Here is a 3780-nt window from a genome sequence, read left to right on the forward strand (position 1 = left end):
TGCCCCATGAATGCTCCCAACCACGCTCGCGCAGGACGCGCTGCCCCATTCCCACCGCGTCTGCGTCGACGACCTCATAGGCGCTATGGCTGTAGGTCGCCATGAATCCCTGCGCTATCGCGAGCGTATGGTGCGCTGCGGGAATTTCACCGAGGTCAAGGCGCATGAAGGCGACGATAGGTGTACCGTCAGGGAGTACTTGCACATCGCTGGGAATAAACCCGAAATGTTGCGTATACCAGGCACAGGTCGCCTGGTAGTCGGCCACTTCAATCACGATATGGCCAAGCCTGAGCACTTCAGGGGGAGCAATCGGCGGACGCTGCGTGACGTTGACTCGCGGTTGCTCCTGCGCCAGATTCCAAGGAAGAGGCGCTCTATGTTCAAGCGTTTCACCTGGAGTCTGGTCGCAAACGGCTTCCACAATGAAACCGGAAGGATCGGTCAATCTGACGTAATACCCTTTGCCAGGATGTTCCGGTTTCTCTACCGATGACGCCCCAGGGATTCGAGCGAGTTTTACCAAATCCTCTAAAGACTGCACTGCAAGTCCGAATCCGATAAACCGGGCAGTTTCGGCACGCTGGACGCGGTAACAATATGAAGTGGCGTCGGTGGCCCGCAGATAGAGCGTATCGGCATCCTGCCGACTTACCGTCAAACCGAAGTCGGTCAGGAAACGCGCCGCCTCATTCAAGTCCGGTCTTTGAAAGATCAGGTGCGTCAGATCCTGGGCCTTCACCGTCGGCTGTGGATGCCGGGCGGGCTGTTCTGTCGTCAACCGGTGCAATTCAATTCTGTTGTTCATTGTTGTTTTCCGGTTTTTTGGGCAAAGCTGTCCCTAACCCCTGAAAAACCAGAGGCGTGAAGTTAGATCAGTTACGGGTTCAGTCGAGTGGCGGAAGTGTCGGCAACTCTAGGGTCGCCAGCGCACGTGCCTCCTCTGGTGGTACACCCAAGGCTCGCAGCACCAGCTCGGCGGTATCAGAACCCGATTCGCGCCAGGTTCTGTGACCTTCCAGTACGAGGAAAATCGAGCCAAGAACGCTACTCGATATCAGCGTCAGCACGGAGAGCAATTGCTCCTGCTGAAACCTGTACCGACCACCCGCGAGCCCGCTCAGAAGATCTGTGGTCGCCTGGCTGCTGAACATTTCGCGCAACGCCGAATTGCTCATGGCGAACTTGTGTATGAACGCCCCCCATTGGGAGTCTTCGTGAGCTCGACGAATGAACAGACGAATGCCATTGGCCAGGCGTTGAGCGGGATCGGACAGTGAATCGAAGCTCTTGTTGACGCGCTCATGCATCTCCTTCGCAAGCTGGCTGGCGACCGCCTCGAACAGGCTTTCCATGCTGTCGATGTTGCTATAGACCGTACCGCGTGCCACCCCGGCCTCTTGTGCGAGGTCGAGAATGTTCACTTGTGAGGTGCCTCTTTCAGCGAACAGGCGAAAGGCGGCTTGATGAATGCGGCGCTGTGTTGGATTCAGGGATTCCACGGTTCTCTCTCCAGGATTACCTCATGGATCGATTGAACACCCGTGTTCAGTCACCGTCAACAAAGTTTTTAAAATAAATGACGAAATACTCAGCTCTTGACCAAAAAATAGAGGTTTTATATTATTTTTTGGCCATATTAAGCATAAAAAATGAACATACATGTTCATTTTATGGCTCGCACGTCAATCGAGGGTGACATCAGATCAGGCGGGTAGCGGCTTTCCGGCGATTTTCCTGGCTTTGGCAGGCGTAACGCCAAGAGCCAGGAGCACCATTTCCGCGACCCGCAAATCGTGCTCCGCCCCCGCACGACCCTCGACAACCGAACGCATTGCTCCGGTTGTGCACGACAGAACGATGTCCAGGGCAACCCCTTCGTCCACATAAGCAAAAGTGCCTGCACGCAGCCCCTCGCGCAGATCACCCAGTACATGGGCAGCCAAACGCGAGCGCATTGCCTGGTCGAAATGGATGATGCGCAGCAGCGCGTTCGCCCATTGGTGATCGGTGGCGGCTCGACAAACAAACATACGTACGCCGATCGAAAGTCGCTGCGCACCGCACTGCACGTCTGAGTTCAAATCGGAAATGGAGTCAGAGAACTCAGCGGCCATGGCAATTCCCACCGCTTCGAGTACTTCGTCGCGAGTGCGAAAATAGTTGTAGATGGTGCCGTTGGATACCGCGGCCTCCGCGGCGACTTCAAGCAGTGCGATCTCCCCCACCTCCTTGCGCGCGATCAGACGCAATGCCGCGTCCATCAAGCCGCGACGGGTGCGCTCACGCTTCTTGTGGCCTCTCGTGAGAGGTTGTGGTTCAGAAGCTTCTAAAGGAGGAATGGGAGAATCCATGATCAAGCTCGTAATCGAGGGGGCTCGTTGATGGTAACGGAAACGCTGTCAGGAGTGGCGTCTTTGCCACCCAGCAAGCCCCTGCAGTCTCGAAGGAGGCTGCCTGCCTCTGAGCCGGGTGCGTGATGCATGATGATACGGTCGGGGCGAACGGCGACGAGCGTTCCTTTAGCGGCCAGCGGCAGGATGTCATGGTTCATGTCTTCGATGTAGTCACAGCTGCCGCCGGAGCGTTGGCCGCGTGTTCTGACCTCCAGGAAGTGACCGCCCATTTTTTCCCAGGAAACGATCTGGTCAGTGGTAAGCAACGACAACGGGTCAACACCGAATCCAACCAGGGTCAGGTTGTCTCCAAGCGTATCGTCGCTCAGCTTGATCTGCTTTTGCATGGTGCGAACCCAGGCTTGGGGAAACAGGCTGCCACGCACCAGTTTGTCACCCCGACGATGCTGCACGAACAGGCCGTGTTTGAAGGTGTTCTTCGGCTTGATGTCCAGCTGTTCGAAGTACCGCCTGGTCGCGGGAGTCAACGCCAGCATGCGCATCAGGCCGTGGATAAAGAAAGCGGCGGTCTTGTTCTTGGGCATCACCATTCGGCCCATGAGTTTCGCCAGGTTGATCATTGCCTGGGCGTGGGGACGGCGCTCTGCGTCATAGGTATCAAGTATTGCAGGCGCGGCATGGCCACGAAGGACCCACGCCAGTTTCCACGCAAGGTTGGCCCCGTCTCGAAGTCCCGCTACGAGACCTTGCCCTACAAAAGGGGGAGTGATGTGTGCTGCATCGCCGGCGAGAAAAACGCGCCCCTTGCTGAATCTGTTGCAGCAGCGCGCGTGGAATCGATACACCGCCTTGCGTTCGAGCTGCAACTCCTGCGGGTTGATCCATGGCGCGATGAGCCGGGCGATGCTTTCCGGAGTTTCCAGTTCTTCACGGGATTCACCGGGTTGCAGCATGAACTCCCAACGCTCCCTTCCGCCGGGTGCGGGCATGTGCGGCGTTGGTCGCTGCGGATTACAGATAAACTCAATGTGATCAATCGCTGACTTATGCCGGTTCATGACATCGACAATCAGCCAATCCTCCGCATAGGTCTGCCCTTCGAACTCCTGGCCAATAAGTGCTCTGACCCTGGAGCTTGCGCCATCCGCACCGACCAGGTACTGGGCGCGGACAGAATGCGTTTGCCCATTCTGATCCCGTACGGAAGCGACGACGCAATCCGACTCTTCGACCAGACTTTCAAGCTCGAAACCACCAAGACTGGTCACTGACTTCAGTCGAGAGACTTGGCTGCGCACCGCGTGTTCGAGGTCGGGTTGATAGAACGTCACAAGTTTCGGATGGCCGTCGATGCACCCCTCAGTGTTGGCTCGACCAAATTGCCCGAGCACTGGGGAGTGCATCCTCACTTCAGGAATAACGA

At 56.7% G+C, this 3780-nt stretch carries 4 protein-coding genes; all 4 read right to left on the reverse strand.

The window, feature by feature from the left end:
* Positions 1-808 (reverse strand): VOC family protein (locus tag AC1DRJ_RS21265; RefSeq protein ID WP_477803870.1); only part of this gene is annotated, 808 nt, incomplete at its 3' end.
* Between the two features lie 79 nt (positions 809-887).
* Entirely contained in the window at positions 888-1502 is a 615-nt protein-coding gene (locus AC1DRJ_RS21270; RefSeq protein ID WP_477803871.1) for a TetR/AcrR family transcriptional regulator, read from the reverse strand.
* Between the two features lie 204 nt (positions 1503-1706).
* A complete protein-coding gene (locus AC1DRJ_RS21275) occupies positions 1707-2354 on the reverse strand; it encodes a TetR/AcrR family transcriptional regulator (RefSeq protein ID WP_477803872.1) in 648 nt (215 codons plus the stop codon).
* 2 nt (positions 2355-2356) lie between these two features.
* On the reverse strand, positions 2357-3780 hold a 1424-nt coding region (locus AC1DRJ_RS21280), incomplete at its 5' end, for an FAD-dependent monooxygenase (RefSeq protein WP_477803873.1).

It is taken from the genome of Pseudomonas sp. P5_B2 (genome assembly GCF_056400445.1).

Bases quoted from the DNA above. Each gene is read 5' to 3' on its own strand.
- AC1DRJ_RS21275 (WP_477803872.1), bottom strand. From the start codon at position 2,354: ATGGATTCTCCCATTCCTCCTTTAGAAGCTTCTGAACCACAACCTCTC.